This window comes from Dyadobacter sp. (genome assembly GCF_051859145.1).
Taxonomy (GTDB): Bacteria; Bacteroidota; Bacteroidia; order Cytophagales; family Spirosomataceae; genus Dyadobacter.
The window spans coordinates 1-15,090 of sequence record NZ_JBHYGF010000019.1 but is presented as its reverse complement, the minus strand read 5'-3'; the positions used below and the strand labels follow the sequence as shown (position 1 = coordinate 15,090).

Genomic DNA, 15,090 nt, shown 5'->3' with positions numbered 1-15,090 from the left:
ACTATCTGAAAGACTATCCGAAACAGGATACTGCCTGGAAGAACAAGGAGCGGGATGTGATTATCCACGGTCCGTTCTGGTCCGAAAACGGGAACAATGCCGTGGTAGTAATCCGCTCACTGGACAGCAAGGATCGGTGGATTATGCGTTTCAATGCAGATTCACTTTCATTGAAGTTACTTGACAGACAGAGAGATGAAGCCTGGATCGGCGGACCCGGAATCGGCGGTTACCCGATGAGCGCAGGCGAAATTGGCTGGCTTGATGAGCAGACGATCTATTTCCAAAGTGAGGAAACCGGCTACTCCCATTTGTATTCAATTAATGTAAATACTCGTAAAAAGACAACTATCACTTCGGGCAACTTTGAGGTTCAGAATGTAACCTTATCAAAAGACAAAAAGAACTTTTACCTTATTACGAATGAAGTTCATCCGGGCGAGCAGCATTTGTTCCGCGTAGCTACAACTGGCGGCGCCCGAACCAGGCTCACGCACAACCCCGGCGCGCATGAAGCCACACTTTCACCGGACGAAAGCAAGATAGCAATCCGATATTCCACCAGCAATGCGCCCTGGGAACTATATATAATGGATAATCCGAAAGCGGGATCAAAGCCGAAAGAGCCGTTGCGCATTACAGCTTCCGTTTCGAAGGAGTTTCTCTCCTATCCCTGGCGAGAGGCGAAAGTCGTGACGATTACTGCGACAGATGGCAAGCCAATCTACGCGCGCGTTTATGAGCCAGCCAAATCAAATGGAAAAGCTGTGATTTTCGTGCACGGAGCAGGTTATTTGCAGAATGCACATAAGTGGTGGAGCCAGTATTTCCGGGAATATATGTTCCACAATTTGTTGACTGACCAAGGCTACACTGTGCTCGATATGGATTACCGCGCGAGCTCCGGCTACGGCCGCGACTGGCGCACTGGCATTTACCGGTTTATGGGCGGCAAAGACCTGACTGATAATACCGACGGAGCTGCCTGGCTGGTAAAAACGTACGGAATTGATCCAAAAAGGATCGGAATTTACGGCGGATCGTATGGCGGTTTTATTACGTTAATGGGACTTTTCACTACGCCCGACGTGTTCAAGGCAGGTGCTGCATTGCGACCGGTTACGGATTGGGCCTCTTACAATCACCCTTATACAGCGAACATTTTAAACGAGCCGCAAGCGGATAGTCTGGCTTATCGAAAGAGCTCTCCCATTTATCATGCGGCAGGTTTGAAAAACCATTTACTGATCTGTCACGGAATGGTGGATGTGAATGTACATTACCAGGATGTGGTGCGGCTCACACAGCGGCTGATCGAATTGGGGAAAGATAACTGGGAGCTAGCCTCCTATCCGACGGAAGACCACGGTTTTGTGGAAGCTTCCTCCTGGACAGACGAGTACAAAAGGATCTTAAAGCTTTTTGAGGAAAATCTCTAAAACAAAGCGCCGGCAGAAATTTCTGCCGGCGCGTTGTTTTGATGTAGTAGTGGATCAGGCTGCGTTATTGATCCTGCGGATTAATGGATATCCTCCAAAATCCTCCCATTTGTGCAGGATCAGGTTCTTTTCCCTGCTGGTATGCAACCCGAAATCAATCAGGATCTCGCCATCTGCGAGGCGGTTTTGGAAGTACTCCGCGTACTTGTCAGATAACACAGAACTTGCCAGCGCACGTGCGCCGCTTGTTGCCATATCGCCTGCCACTACAAGGGCCAGTCCCGGAATCGCCACAAAGCTTCCCATCACATCCAATGCTTCCGAGATCCTGGTTACCTGTAGTTTCTTTTTTGTGGTGTTACTCTGGTAAAAATGGTTACTCTTATGTTCGTACAATCGGTCAAATGTATCTTCCGACATGATCAATGTGATCTCGCCTGCATTGTATCCTAACCGCAGCAATGTCTGATATGCATTTTCTGCGTCTTCCCTCGTTGCAAATACTCCTGTTACAGTATTGATGCTCTTGTTTTGCTGTATAGAATCCATAATCATTGGTGTGTAAAAGTTCGAAAAGTACTTATCATTTAAAATGTCTGATAAGAATGACACGTATTAGTAAAATCCGTGCCAGCATGCTTCTACAACGTGCTGTTTTAAAAAGCATTGACTTCTTAGAATTCTGTAACCAGCCTTTTACTTTCGTGGTATTTCTTCTACATAAAACAAAACTTTTGCCCGATAACAGTATTTCAATTTGCCGTTCGACTTATATTTCCAGCCTTAAAAACCAACTTAACACAAACAATGCAAAGCACTTTTTCCCCCATTAAGATGATCGCGCTGGCCACCGTTGCAGGTGTGTTCGGTACCTGTATAACTGCATTCGCGCAAGTTGGCGTAGGCGTAAAAGCTCCAAAGGGAGCAGAAGTGTACCTCGACGGTAGTCGCAAAATGCTTGACGAAAAATGGATTTACTGGGAAGGCCCTCGCTTCGCTGCCAAGCCGCCCATCAAATGGACTGTTGTCAATGATCCCGTGGATAAGGGAACTGTCATCAATGCCAACGATCCTGCATCGGCGGGAGGCTTGTATGGTGCAGCAGATATCGTTACCAAAAAGGAGTTTAAAGATTTTCGCGCACACGTGGAGTTCCTGATCACCAAACCAGGCGGCAACAGCGGGGTATATCTGCAAAACAGGTACGAAATCCAGGTATTGGACGGAGACACCACTTCGCACGGAATGGCAGCCGTGATCAATGAATCAAAATCACCTTACTACGCCTACAATGGAATTGGCAAATGGAATTCGTACGATATTCTGTTCCGCGCGGCGCGTTTCAAAGATGGAAAGTTGGTGGAGCAGCCGATGGTAACGCTTTATTTCAATGGCAAAAAGGTGCATTCCAACCAGAAAATCTCGCAGGTTTGGGGCGGGCCCAATTCCGGGATTGATGGTGGAAACAATGGCGGCAAGGGAATCACAGACAAACCCGGCGGCTTGAAGCTGCAATCGGAAGGGCACGACGTGTATTACCGGAATATCTGGATCAAGGAAATGGAGCTTGATAAAGCAGACACAAACTTCTAAAACAGAAAAGACCTGGCAACTTGAAATTTGCCAGGTCTTTTTTCTGTGTCATGACCTTACTTGTTGTAAGCGATCTTGAAAATGGTCCCGTTCAAATCGTCGGTCACGTACAGCGCGCCGTCGGGTCCCTGCGCCAGTCCGCACGGGCGGTGCTGGATCGGGCCGGTAGGTTTCACCAAATCCACGCCTGCAAAATTATCCGCAAAAATCTCCCATTTACCCGGCTTACCATTCACAAAAGGTACAAATGCAACCAGGTAACCCTTTTTCAGCTCAGCCGACTGACTGTGAAATGCAATGAAGGCGCCGTTTTTATATTTTGCCGGGAACATACTCCCAGAGTAGAACAACAATGCATTCGGGCCCAGGTGAGCCGGAAAGCCCACCAATGGATTAATCGCCTTTTCACCGGCAGTCTTCTTTCCATCCCCGCCATATTCCGGCGCAAGCATCTTTTTGTTTTGGAAATGATCGTAGTAGATGTACGGCCAGCCTGCATCATCTCCTTCTTTCAGCTTGTACAGGGTTTCGGCAGGTAACTCTGCGCTTTGTTTCGGCGTATAATATTGGGGATACATATCGTCAAACTTGCCGCGCCCGTGAACAGTTACGTAAAGCGCGTCAGTTTTGTTATCCCAATCGATCCCAACCGCATTCTTCACTCCTGTCGCGTAACGGGTACCGTCTGAAAACTTCTGGTTCAGCTTAGCTGCATTGAATTTCCAGATACCGCCTGCCGAATCGAGGATCGTGCAGGGCGACATACCTTTTCCTGAACCTGTTTCCCGGCAATTGTCACTGTAAGACCCTACTGTCACGTACAAATTTCCTTTATTGTCGAGTGCGAGCGGTTTTGCATTGTCGCGGCCCTTGTCCACCAGCCCATCCACGATCAGCTCCGGATTGTCAAAATCTACGATTTCTTCCTTTTCGTTCAGTTTGTATCGATATACTCCTTTGTTGGAAGAACTGTACAAATAGCCGTTTTTGATGGCAATTCCGGTTCCGGGATAATCACCAAAGAGCTTTTGCTCGTCGATCTTACCATCCTTGTCTGAATCGCGGAGCAGGTAAATGCCTTTGCCGTCTTTAAGCTTGGAAAGCTTCACATACATATCCCCGTTTTTGCCGACCACCATATGGCGGGTCGGGCCCAGATCAGTTGCCAGGATTTTGGCTGAAAAGCCTGCGGGTAGCTTGATTTCTTTTGCATCGACTGGCTCTATTATGCTGCTTTTAGTCGGAAAGGGTCCGGGGGTACTTTTGTAGGCAAAAAGGGCTGCAGCCCCGGCTAGTCCCATAAAAAGGCCTGCCGATTTGAGTAACTTACTTTGCATGAAATGTTTGAATTGATTTTTGAATTGAATATTCAGATGCGATACAATGGAAATGCATTTAAAAGGATGTGGGCAAATACTTGCTACTTTGTCAAGCCTATATTTTTCTAGGCCCAGATGTAATTTGGAATAATTTTTTTTAACACCTTTGGCTTGCAGCCCGGTTGCTGACGCAGGCTGTTTAACCAATAATCTTTTTAACCTCAGAAGCTATGATTCCATTTGATGAAGATGACGATGAAGTTTATGATGACGACCTTCCGGGCAACTATCCTTCCGAAGAGGATATTTTCCGCAAAGGCCTGATCGAAGCAGATATTGATCCCGAAGATATAACCCGCATGAAGCGCCCGGCCGAGCTGGAAGCAGATGACTGGAACGAAAAAACCTTTGAAGACGACCTGACAGGAGAAGATCTTGACATCCCCGGCTCTGAATTTGACGATGAAGACGAGGAAATCGGTCGGGAAGACGAGGAAAATAATTATTACAGCCTCGGCGGAGACAACCACGAAGCCCAGGAAGAAAATCAGGGAGATTAGAGGGTCAAAAGCCTGGCAGAAATGCCGGGCTTTTTTGTAAAGCATTCGGCACCTGCATGTCAATAATCCAAGAATGCAGAGTACAAGTATGAAAATCCAGCTATTCGCTTTTTCCTAAAAAGCTGAGAAATTATGGCTGCATTTACTGCCGGGGCATTTAAAAAAGAGTTGGTTGCAATACTTGATTATTGGGCAAAATACGGTCCTGATTCCGAAAAAGGCGGCTTTTACGGCAGGGTTAACTACGAAAACCAGCCGGTAAAAGACGCCGAAAGATCGGTAGTGCTCACAGGCCGCATTCTCTGGACTTTCTCACTGGCGCACCGCCTTTTTAAAGAAGCAAAATACCTTACGCTCGCAGACCGCGCCTACCAGCAGCTTTCCAAAAACTTCATTGATCCCGAACACGGAGGTGTGTACTGGTCTACCACCGCAGACGGAGCACCCAAAGAAACCAAAAAGCAGATTTACGGAAACGCATTCGCGATGTACGGACTGAGCGAATATTACAGGGTGACGCACCATAAACCTGCACTCGAACAGGCAATCTCACTTTTCAATATCATCGAAAAACACGCATTTGACCCAAAGAATGGTGGTTATCGCGAAGCTTTTGCGAGAGATTGGAGTAGTACAGACGATTATATTTTGAGTGAAACCCCGTGGGTGAAAAGCATGAATACGCATTTACACCTGGTGGAAGCTTATACAAACCTGTATACGATATGGCCCGACAAGAAGCTGAAGAAACAGACTGCGAATATGCTGGACACGATTATTACGCACATCGTCAATCCGCTAACCAATACGATGCAGCTGTTCTTTGACGAACAATGGAAACCAAAGGATAACACTGTTTCCTACGGCCACGACATTGAAGCCTCGTGGCTGCTTTTCGAAACCGCCGAAATCCTGCACGACGAACAGTTGATCGCCAAAATGAAACAGAAATCGATTCAAATGGCGCGGGCTGCCAGTAAAGGACTTAGTGTTGATGGCGCGCTTAACTACGAGTACGATCCCTCAACAAACCATACGCAGACGGACCGCAGCTGGTGGGTAGGCGCAGAACGAAATGTCCTTACCACAATGCACGCGCCTGCGCCGAGATGTGGCGCCGCATAGAAAAAGGTTAGTCTCAGTTAAAGAACATTTCGTCGACGAGCAGCAATGCGCGGTTACCCTTCGAACCGTGCCACTCGGGCATTTTCTCCACCGGCTTCACTACCACTTTCACGAAAGATACGTGCTGCGGCTTAAACTGACCTTCCGCCATTTTCAGGGTTGGCTTATCCCCTTTCAAAGGCAGCGGCGCTTTGAATGTGGAAATCAGTTTGAGATTCTCGCGGCTGTTACCACCCCACACTTCCACAAGCTGCGGCGGAAATATGCCCGTGGCTTCCTCAATCATGTAATGCAGCCCAACGGAAGACAGGTTGACCGGCTTTTTAAATTCCGACATTAATACCATATCATTATTCCGCACACCCGCCCAATTGTTAGCCCACGCTGGATTATTCGCTCCGATCACTCCGAGTTTTTTATCAAAAAACGTTTTTGCTCCCTCTGCCTGATGCACGCGGTTGAGCGGTTGCAGCAGATTGACACTATCGGGATTGTAAGCGCTTTTGAAAAAATCGAAAGTAGCAAGCTCACTTCCATACCAGCCATTTTTGTAAGCCCTCGCTTTGATAGTAGCACTGTTGGTTAAAATCGTTTTGTTATCAAATAGCGGCGAGTTAATACTATCCGGCTCAGTCCCGTCCATAGTAAAGCGGATATCCACTCCTTTAATCGGGTGTCTTAATTGCAGCGCCGCAGTTTGGGCGAAGATCATGCTGCTGTTCTTAACCTGGGGCGGGTTCAATCGCAACGGATTTTTACCATCATCCTTAAAGCCACCTATGATTTCCACACTCCTGATTTCCTTTTGTAAAGTGGCAACATCCGCCGCGGAGAGCTTCGTATCCCACACCGTAACGGTTTTGAGGCTCTTCAATGCAGGTAACAAAGCTTTCATATCCACCAGGTTGACCTTGGTGCCTGAGAGCGTCAGATTTTGAAGGTATTTGAGTGAAGAAAGTTCTTTGAGTCCGGTCGCTGTTACTTCTGTGAAATTAAGATCAAGCTTGCGCAGATTTTCAAACTGTGTGATACTTTTCAGATCGGCATCTTTTACCGGCATTTTATTGAGGTTTAGCGACACAATCTGCTGCCTGATTTTACTCAGCTCATCCAATTGCTTTGCATTATAACTCGCCGCATTATAAATGTTCACCGCAAGCGCAGGCGATTCGCGGGCGAGTGGCAGGATTGTCCGGTAATCGGAATTCAGTTTAGCTACCTCATCTTCGTCCGCTGCGTCAAAATCGAATTGCTCTTCTGCCTGGGCAGGTTTAAGATAGGCAGTAGCTAGCAGCCGCAAGGAATCCGATGCGCCAAGATCGACCAGCTTTTTGTTGAAATCCGCCTTCTGGTTCACCCACAAAGTGAGTAGAGAAATTTCCTGCAATGTAAGCTGGGCTTTGCCCGAAGGCGGCATATGCTTCTTTTCCTCCATTGGTAAATGCACCCTTTGCAGCAGCAGGCTCATCGCCGCATTGCCCGGCACAATCAGCTTGCCTGACTTCCCACCTTTCATAATCGAAGCCGGATCTCTCAGGATCAGCTCGCCTTTGAGCTTATCGGGATTGTGGCAGCTGGTGCATTTCTGTTCCAGGATCGGCTGAATTACATTGGTATATACTACCGCTTCGTTCAGCGGTACCGCAGTCATTTCATTTTGCTTTGATACCGGCTCCCAGATAAAGTTACTTCCATGCGTCAGCGCCGCGCCGTAATGCCCGGTAAGTACCAATGCGATTACAGTCACAAAGGCGCCGGCTTTGGCGACAGGCGCTTTGTACCAACCCGTATTCCTGACAAAATAGATAAGGGAAGCAATAAAGAAAATACCGGCACCGGTCCACTTATGAAGGGTCAGAACTTCACCGGCATATCCCTCTTCCTTTGACAGGAAAAGCCCCATAATCACCGTGATAGCGGCGAACAAAGCGCCTATTAGAAGCAGGTTTTGAAGAAAATTCTTATAAAACAGATTAGTCGCATACTCTGGCTTGAACCTGAAAAATTCAAGCAGCATGGCAATCAGCAGGATTACAATGGGAAAGTGCAGGATCAGCGGGTGCATTCTTCCGATCGTTTGCAACCAGGCGGGAACCACCAGCTTGCTTTCAAAAATCAGTAAGAACAGAATGAAAATATTGCAAGCAACAAGTACTTGTTCCGCAAAAAACCTGAATCTTAAATACATTAAAGTCTCACCAAGAATTTGATCAAATAAGAATTTACCTGACTTCGTCAGCTGATAATATCACGCACTACCCTACCCGACACGTCGGTCAAGCGGTATCTTCTGCCAAGGTGTTTAAAAACAAGTTTCTCATGGTTCAAACCCAGCTGATGCAATACAGTAGCCTGAAAATCATGCACGTGCACGGGATCTTTGACAATGTTATACCCGAGCTCGTCTGTCTCTCCGTACACCATTCCGGGCTTGATACCTCCGCCCGCCATCCATATCGTAAAGCAACGCGGGTGGTGATCCCGGCCATAGTTATCGGCTGTCAGTTTTCCTTGTGTGTAGCTCGTGCGACCAAATTCACCGCCCCAGATTACAAGCGTTTCGTCGAGCAAACCTCTCTGCTTCAAGTCGGTAACCAATGCCGCCGAGGCCTGGTCCACGTCCATTGCCTGCTTGGTAATTTCAAAAGGAAGGTTACCGTGCTGGTCCCAGCCCTGGTGATAAAGCTGCACGAAACGAACCCCGTTTTCAGAAAGTTTCCGCGCCAGCAGGCAGTTGGCGGCATAGGTACCCGGTACCAGACATTCGGGGCCGTAAAGTTTGATAATATCGTCTGATTCTTTCGACAAGTCCATTACTTCCGGCACCGCAGTCTGCATGCGGTAGGCCATTTCATACTGCTTGATCTTGGCTGTAATTTCCGGATCGCCAAATTCCTGGTAAGATAATTCGTTCAGCTGCGACAGATTATCCAACATCTCGCGGCGCTCTTTCCGGTCCATTCCGTCGGGATCGCGCAGGTACAAAACGGGATCTTCGCCTTTGCTGAACTGCACACCCTGGTGTACGGAATCGAGAAAACCGTTTGACCATAATTTGGAATAAACACCCTGTCCATTGCCCACACCCCGCGAAAGCAGAACAGTGAAATTGGGCAGGTTCTTATTCTCATTTCCAAGACCATAACTCAGCCAGGAGCCCATACTGGGACGATTTCCCTGCTGGGAGCCGGTTTGTAAAAACGTCAGGGCAGGATCGTGGTTGATCGCTTCCGTATACATCGATTTTACAATGCAGATATCGTCCACAATCTTGGAAGTATAAGGCAGCAAATCGCTAATCCACGCCTGGGACTGGCCATATTGCTTGAAATCCACGAACGAACCGACCAGCGGGAATGAAGCCTGATTGGCTGTCATACCCGTAAGCCGCTGGTTTCCACGCACGGACGGAGGAATTTCTTGTCCGAGCATTTCACGAAGTTTGGGTTTGTAGTCAAAAAGCTCCTGCTGCGAAGGCGCACCGTTCTGGAACATATAGATCACCCGCTTGGCCTTGGGCGCAAAATGCGGAATGCCGGGTGCAAGTCCCTCCTCTTCCAACCCGCCGCCTTTCAGCAGATCAGGCATTAACAGCGACCCCAGCGCCACACTCCCGATCCCCAGGCTCATCGTCGATAAAAACCGCCGGCGATTAAAGTTGAACCCGTGTTCTATAATTTCTTTGTCCATATCTTTTTAGATGTCAGCTGTCGGCCATCGGCTATCAGCTTTTTAGTACTAAATTTTTCTCCTCAAAACCCATAAAAGCCGACTGCCGAAAGCCGAAAGCCGACTGCTATCTTAACTTTTCGTTATCGTTTCCTCCAAATTGTAAATCGTCGAAATAACCCGCATCAGTGACGCAAGGGCTTTTTTGTCGACGTTTCTTGTTAATGGGTACTCCCCGATCGCGACCATTTTTTCGGCGGAAGCGGGGCTGATCGTTTTTAATTCTTTTTCATAATATCCTGTCAAAACCGCCAGCTCCTTTTCGGAAGGTTTGCGGCAGACGATCAGCCTGAATGCTTTGGTGATTTTTTCGTTCGCATCTGTTTTCTCCTGTAAGAGCTTGGCAGAAAGTACGCGGGAAGCTTCCAGCACGGCAGGATCGTTCATCATCACCAGTGCCTGCAAGGGAGTGTTCGTTTTTAACCTTTTTACTTCGCACAAATCGCGGTTGCTCGCGTCGAAAATGCTCATGGTAGGCGGCGGGACGGTTCTTTTGATCAGGGTGTACATCCCGCGGCGGTACAGGCTCGCACCATGGTCCTGATTATACACGGAAAGTAATCCGCGTCCGGACGTCGCGCCTTCCCACAAGCCGGCGGGCTGGTAAGGTTTTACGCTCGGCCCTCCGATGGTTTTGTTCAGAAGTCCGCTGCTCGATAGTACCAGGTCTTTGATAAATTCGGCATGAATGCGGTATCTCGACCCGCGCGCCAGAAGAATGTTTTCGGGATCCACTGCCAGTTTTTCCTTGGTAACTACTGCCGATTGCCTGTAAGTGGCAGAGGTAACCATTTGCTTGACAAGCCTTTTGACATCCCAGTTATGCTCCATGAAGTCAACAGCAAGCCAGTCGAGTAACGCAGGGTGCGAGGGCAATTCTCCCTGCATTCCAAAGTCCCCGGAGGTTTTCACAATGCCTTTTCCAAAGAATTCCTGCCAGAGAATGTTGACGTAAACACGGGAAGTCAATGGATTTCGCTTGTCGAATAACCACTGGGAAAGTCCGAGCCTGTTCTTCGGATATTTGCTGTCGAAAGGAAGGATGGAGCTGGGCGTACCTGGCTGCACTTCGTCGCCCAGCGCGTCGTAAACGCCTCTTTTCAAAATGTAAGTTTTCCGGGTGGAATCCAGATCCCCCATCACCGAAACGATCAGCCTGTTAGTATCGGGCTTATTGACGAAGCTGAGAATGCTTTTTACATCCTCGTCACTGATCTCCATCAAGGGTTTTTTGGCATAAGTCTCCGGTCCGCCGATCACCGATTCGATACCTACTTCATTCACATTGTTAAAGAATGCAAACATCTGATAGTATTCCTTTTGGGAAAATGGATCGTACTTATGATCGTGGCAATGCGCGCATTCGAGTGTGACGCCCAGTAGCCCTTTTCCAAAAAGATCGTTGCGGTCGGTTACGTACATAATGCGGTACTCCTCGGGTATCACACCGCCTTCCTCGGTTATTTTATGGTTTCTGTTAAAACCGGTTGCCAAAAGCTGCTCTTTTCCGGAGTTCGGGAGCAAGTCGCCAGCCAGCTGCCAGGTTACAAAATCATTGTAATGCATGTTTTTGTTGAATGCATGGATCACCCAGTCGCGCCAGGGCCACTGCGTCCGGTAACCATCGTCCTGGTACCCGTGCGAATCGGCATAGCGCGCCAGATCCAGCCAGTGAATGGCCATTTTCTCACCGTAAGCAGGGTTTTTCAGAAGCTGATCAACCATTTTCTCATATGCTTCCGGACTGTTATCAGCCAGGAATTCGTCCATCATTTTCAATGTCGGCGGCAGACCTGTCAGATCGAGGCTCAGGCGTTTCAGCAGCCGCTCTTTGTCAGCTTCTTCATTTGGCTTTAATCCCTTTTGTTCCTGTTTTTCAAGAATAAAATAGTCGATTTCATTTTTGGGCCAATCCTCATTGTCTACTTCGGGTACCGCGATTTTCCTTGGCGCTACAAAAGCCCAGTGTTTCTCGTACTTCGCTCCTTGCTTGATCCACCTTTCAATGAGGTCAACCTCGCGCTGTGACAATTTGAGGTTGGATGCAGGCGGCGGCATGCGCAGGGAAGTATCTGTGGTCGTAATGCGGAGGTAGGCTTCCGAAAGTTCCGGCTTTCCTGCCACAATTGCGTGGGCTTTCGGGTTGTCCTTCAATGCTTTGAATGCAGCCACAGGATCGTCGAGGCGCAAGCCGGCTTCGCGCTTGTTCGCGTCAGGACCGTGACAAGCCAGGCATTTATCTGAAAGAATGGGACGGATATCGAAGTTGTAGCTGACCTGCTCGGGTAATTTCTCGTCAGCAGCCTGATTCGACGACGTATTATTGCAGGATTTAAAAACCAATGCGGTCCATACCAGGAGTATGGTGCAAGTTATTCTTGTCTTAAATGTCATGGCACGAGGTTCAGGAAACTGCTTGTACAGATACGTCAGCTGATTAAATTAACGCAAAATTGTACACTTATTTATACAATAATGAACATTTTAAACATAACAACTATCCTGCACTATACTGCCTGTACTATATTTTAGATATAAAATGCAATTCAGATTATCCGATCCATCGAATTTGTAAGAAAACCGGTTTGCGAAAGCCGCTGGAAGCAAGAATTTGGCACGCTGCTATGAAACCCGGGCATTGAGGGCTAATTTGCGGGCAGCAACTATTCATTATTATGGGACTACGGACCTACATCCGGGAAAACTTCATTCTCGATATAAAACCATTTAAACCGAAAAATCTGCGCCGACCGGCCAATATGCTGGAAGTGGTCTCAGCCTGGGAAGGTTTGGAGCTGATCATCGCCGATATCATTGACCAGTTTCACCTGGGAAATGAACGCTGCATTGAATTTGGAGTGGAATTCGGGTACTCGTCTGTTGTATTTTCCAACTTTTTCCAGTCGGTAACAGGTGTGGATACCTTTGAGGGTGACGAACATACGGTCAACAAAAGTGAGCACTTCCGCGACACAAGTGCGCGTTTGGCACCTTATCCTAACATCCATTTAGTTAAGTCCGACTACCGCGACTGGATCAAAACAGACCAGAACCGGTACGATTTAGCGCACGTGGATATTGTTCATAATTATAAGGAAACATTTGAATGCGGCCTCTGGGCAGCGCAGCATAGCGACTGCACGATCTTTCATGATACCGAAAGTTTTCCGGCTGTAAGGCAGGCTGTCAAAGACATTGCCAAACAAACTGGCCAGACTTTGTACAATTATCCCAAACACTTTGGCCTGGGAATTCTGGTTGACAAAAAATCTATTTCCACGAAATAAGACGGCTGAAATACATGTATGGAAAAGCTTCCGGTCATCATCGACTGCGATCCCGGCCTTGACGATGCGCTGATGCTGATGCTCGCATTTGGCAGCGATCAACTCGATGTAAAAGCGGTTACGGTATCAGCAGGAAACCAGACGCAGGACAAGACTTTTACAAATGCAATTAAAATCCTTTCCCTGATTGGAACCAATGCGCCTGTATTCCGCGGTGCCGAAAAACCACTGTCCTGTGAGCTGATTATTTCGAATGATATGCCGGGCGAAATGGTATTTAATGAACCTTCATTCCCCGCCGTTACGACTGTTCCGAACACAATTCCCGCGGCAGCAGCTATGGCTGGTATCTTGGAAGAAGCAACAAAAAAAGTAACGATCGTAGCAACCGGCCCGCTTACCAATATTGCCACATTCCTGAGCAATTATCCGAATTTGAAAGTCAAAATCGAACGTATCGTGCTCATGGGCGGCGGGATTTTCCGGGGTAATATGACGCCACTGGCTGAGTTCAATATGTACGTCGACCCGGAAGCGGCCGCCATTGTTTTCCGGTCCGGTGTTCCTGTTACGATGTGCGGTTTGGATGTGACGCACAAAGCATTGGTTTTTCCTCGCGACATAGAATTGTTCCGGACTTTCAAAAACAAGTCAGGCGAAGTGGCGGCAAGCTTAATGGAACTATTAGCAAAAAATTACCCGGAGCAAACGGCGGAATTGCAAGGAGGAACCGCATTACACGATCCCTGCGCTATTGCCTGGCTTCTTAATCCCGGCATATTCACGACAAAAGCTTGCTATGTGGATGTGGAAACAAAGGGAGAACTGACGCGCGGCGTTACTGTGGTGGATTTTTACGATGTACTCCACCGGGAGCCTAACACGATGGTAGCCTACGATGTCGACAGGCTGGCATTGATCGATATGCTCTTCAATGCAGTGAGGAACCTGCCCTGAAAATCAGAGCAGCACAGAAACTTCATCTTCTACACTTCTGCGGCTGGCCTGGTGCCGCACCACGATGTTGCCGGCATACAGAATAGCCAGTCCGCCAACAGAACAAAACGCCATCATACCGACCATCGGAACAGCTGTATTGTTGTGAAATAGACTTACCAGAGCTGAAATGATTGCACCCGCGCCCATCCGCCAGCTGCCCATTAAAGCCGAGGCACTGCCCGTATGTTTGTGAAAAGGTGCCAGCGACAATGCAGATGCATTTGGTCCCGTTAACCCTTGTCCGCAAAGGAAGAGGAACATCATTCCAATCAATGGAAGCAGGCTAAACCAATTATTAAAAACCCCGACGATCAAAACCAATCCGACTAAACTCTGACTGATGAGCGTGGTTTTAATAATCTGCTCGCTGGTAAATCTCTTTAGAAGAATGTGGTTCAACTGCGTGGAACCGATCATTGCAAAAGCCAGGAATGCGAAAATCCAGCCGTATTGCTGTTCGGACACTTTGTAGATATTCATAAAAACGTCCGAGGAGCCCGCTATATAGGCGAAAGGTGCCGCAGTAGCCAGGCCGCCGGCCAGTGTGTACAGTAAAAATTGCGGCTGACTTAATACAATCCCAAACCCCTTCATAACTGCACGAGGCTGCAATGAAACCGAGGGATCTGCTGCGCGACCGGTGGGAAGGAAAAAGTAGATCGCCAGCATCATCACACTTACGATGCCAGCCAGGATCACGAAAATCCATTGCCACGCGATCGTTGAAGTCACATACCCGCCAATGGTGGGTGCGATCATCGGGGAAACGGCGATCACAAGTGTGATGAGTGAAAACACTTCTGCCCTTTTCTGAGGCGCAAAAAGGTCACTTACCAGTGCCTGCGACGCGACCAGACCTACACAACCGCCCATTGCCTGAAAGAACCGCATCGCGATCAATGCATCTACAGAGGAAGTTAATGCGCAGCCGATGGATGCGATGACATACAAGCCCAGGCCCACATAGAGAGGCTTTTTACGACCAAAACGGTCGAGCAACGGACCGTAAAGGATTTGTCCCAAACAAATTCCGATCAGG

The 15,090-nt window shown here is 48.1% G+C and carries 12 protein-coding genes; 6 read left to right on the top strand and 6 right to left on the bottom strand.

The genetic code is table 11. From position 1 onward, the window contains the following. On the top strand, positions 1 to 1,439 hold a 1,439-nt coding region (locus tag ACTIE6_RS01875; RefSeq protein ID WP_439555010.1), incomplete at its 5' end, for a prolyl oligopeptidase family serine peptidase. A gap of 54 nt (positions 1,440 to 1,493) precedes the next feature. Here the strand turns inward: ACTIE6_RS01875 and ACTIE6_RS01870 are convergent. Then, complete coding sequence (locus ACTIE6_RS01870; protein ID WP_439555009.1) at positions 1,494 to 1,988, bottom strand: hypothetical protein; 495 nt, start codon at positions 1,986 to 1,988, stop codon at positions 1,494 to 1,496. 285 nt (positions 1,989 to 2,273) lie between these two features. Between ACTIE6_RS01870 and ACTIE6_RS01865 the strand changes: the two genes are divergently transcribed. Next, a complete protein-coding gene (locus tag ACTIE6_RS01865) occupies positions 2,274 to 3,032 on the top strand; it encodes a 3-keto-disaccharide hydrolase (protein WP_439555011.1) in 759 nt (252 codons plus the stop codon). A gap of 56 nt (positions 3,033 to 3,088) precedes the next feature. On the opposite strand, the gene ACTIE6_RS01860 is transcribed toward ACTIE6_RS01865, so the two are convergent. After that, the gene (locus ACTIE6_RS01860; RefSeq protein ID WP_439555008.1) at positions 3,089 to 4,369 is read right to left on the bottom strand and encodes a PQQ-dependent sugar dehydrogenase; all 1,281 of its coding nucleotides are present in this window, start codon (positions 4,367 to 4,369) and stop codon (positions 3,089 to 3,091) included. A gap of 212 nt (positions 4,370 to 4,581) precedes the next feature. Between ACTIE6_RS01860 and ACTIE6_RS01855 the strand changes: the two genes are divergently transcribed. After that, positions 4,582 to 4,911, top strand: a complete 330-nt coding sequence (locus tag ACTIE6_RS01855) for a hypothetical protein (RefSeq protein ID WP_439555007.1) — start codon at positions 4,582 to 4,584, stop codon at positions 4,909 to 4,911. 132 nt (positions 4,912 to 5,043) lie between these two features. Further along, on the top strand, positions 5,044 to 6,036 hold the full coding sequence (locus ACTIE6_RS01850; RefSeq protein WP_439555006.1) for an AGE family epimerase/isomerase: 993 nt from the start codon (positions 5,044 to 5,046) through the stop codon (positions 6,034 to 6,036). Between the two features lie 13 nt (positions 6,037 to 6,049). Here the strand turns inward: ACTIE6_RS01850 and ACTIE6_RS01845 are convergent, their stop codons facing one another. The 3 genes from ACTIE6_RS01845 to ACTIE6_RS01835 all read right to left on the bottom strand — a co-directional run bounded on the left by ACTIE6_RS01845 (position 6,050) and on the right by ACTIE6_RS01835 (position 12,159). Further along, the gene (locus tag ACTIE6_RS01845; RefSeq protein ID WP_439555005.1) at positions 6,050 to 8,224 is read right to left on the bottom strand and encodes a c-type cytochrome domain-containing protein; all 2,175 of its coding nucleotides are present in this window, start codon (positions 8,222 to 8,224) and stop codon (positions 6,050 to 6,052) included. Positions 8,225 to 8,271: 47 nt separating this feature from the next. Then, entirely contained in the window at positions 8,272 to 9,726 is a 1,455-nt protein-coding gene (locus tag ACTIE6_RS01840) for a DUF1501 domain-containing protein (protein WP_439555004.1), read from the bottom strand. A gap of 111 nt (positions 9,727 to 9,837) precedes the next feature. Continuing rightward, complete coding sequence (locus tag ACTIE6_RS01835; RefSeq protein ID WP_439555003.1) at positions 9,838 to 12,159, bottom strand: PSD1 and planctomycete cytochrome C domain-containing protein; 2,322 nt, start codon at positions 12,157 to 12,159, stop codon at positions 9,838 to 9,840. A gap of 281 nt (positions 12,160 to 12,440) precedes the next feature. Here ACTIE6_RS01835 and ACTIE6_RS01830 point away from each other — a divergent pair, with 281 nt between their 5' ends. Both ACTIE6_RS01830 and ACTIE6_RS01825 read left to right on the top strand, forming a co-directional pair. Next, a complete protein-coding gene (locus ACTIE6_RS01830) occupies positions 12,441 to 13,052 on the top strand; it encodes a class I SAM-dependent methyltransferase (protein ID WP_439555002.1) in 612 nt (203 codons plus the stop codon). Positions 13,053 to 13,070: 18 nt separating this feature from the next. After that, positions 13,071 to 14,009, top strand: coding sequence for a nucleoside hydrolase (locus ACTIE6_RS01825; RefSeq protein WP_439555001.1), 939 nt, complete (start codon positions 13,071 to 13,073; stop codon positions 14,007 to 14,009). Positions 14,010 to 14,012: 3 nt separating this feature from the next. On the opposite strand, the gene ACTIE6_RS01820 is transcribed toward ACTIE6_RS01825, so the two are convergent. Then, a partial coding sequence (locus ACTIE6_RS01820; protein WP_439555000.1) for a multidrug effflux MFS transporter occupies positions 14,013 to 15,090 on the bottom strand: 1,078 nt, incomplete at its 5' end.